At 48.6% G+C, this 543-nt stretch carries 1 protein-coding gene; it reads left to right on the top strand.

Annotated elements, in window-relative coordinates; genetic code table 11:
• Positions 1-543 (top strand): ABC transporter permease (locus R7044_RS27515; RefSeq protein ID WP_225456266.1); only part of this gene is annotated, 543 nt, incomplete at both ends.

Raw genomic sequence — 543 nt, 5'->3', positions numbered from 1 at the left:
CACTGCAGAACTACACCAAGACGATGAACCAAGCGCTGCAACATGAGCATGTCGTTGCTGCCGCACCGTACGTCCGCTTTACAGGTTTAGCCGAAAAAGGCAGCAAACTTAAGGCGATTGAAGTGCGTGGTGTGGATCCTGCGTATGAGCAAGCGGTGTCGAGCATGTCTGACTTTATTGATCCAGAGGCGTGGCAAAACTTTTACTCAGGCCAACAACAAGTGATTTTAGGTCGAGGAGTTGCAAATGAGTTGAAGGTGCAAGTCGGTGACTACGTCACGTTGATGATTCCTCAAACGGGTGGCACAAATAAAGTTCAAGCGCCAAAACGTGTGCGAGTCAAAGTGGCGGGCTTTTTGACGTTGAACGGCCAAATTGATCATTCATTGGCTTTAGTTCCGCTGGCGGATGCGCAGCAATACGCTCGTTTAGGAGACGGCGTAACTGGAATTTCTCTAAAAACCGATGATGTTCTTGATGCGCCTTCGATCGTTCGAGAAGTCGGCAACCTAGTGAATGTGTACGTATATTTGAAGAGTTGGC

The organism is Vibrio sp. 1402 (assembly GCF_033340275.1).
The sequence above is the reverse complement of the archived record's forward strand: the minus strand, read 5'-3'. Positions and strand labels throughout refer to the sequence as shown.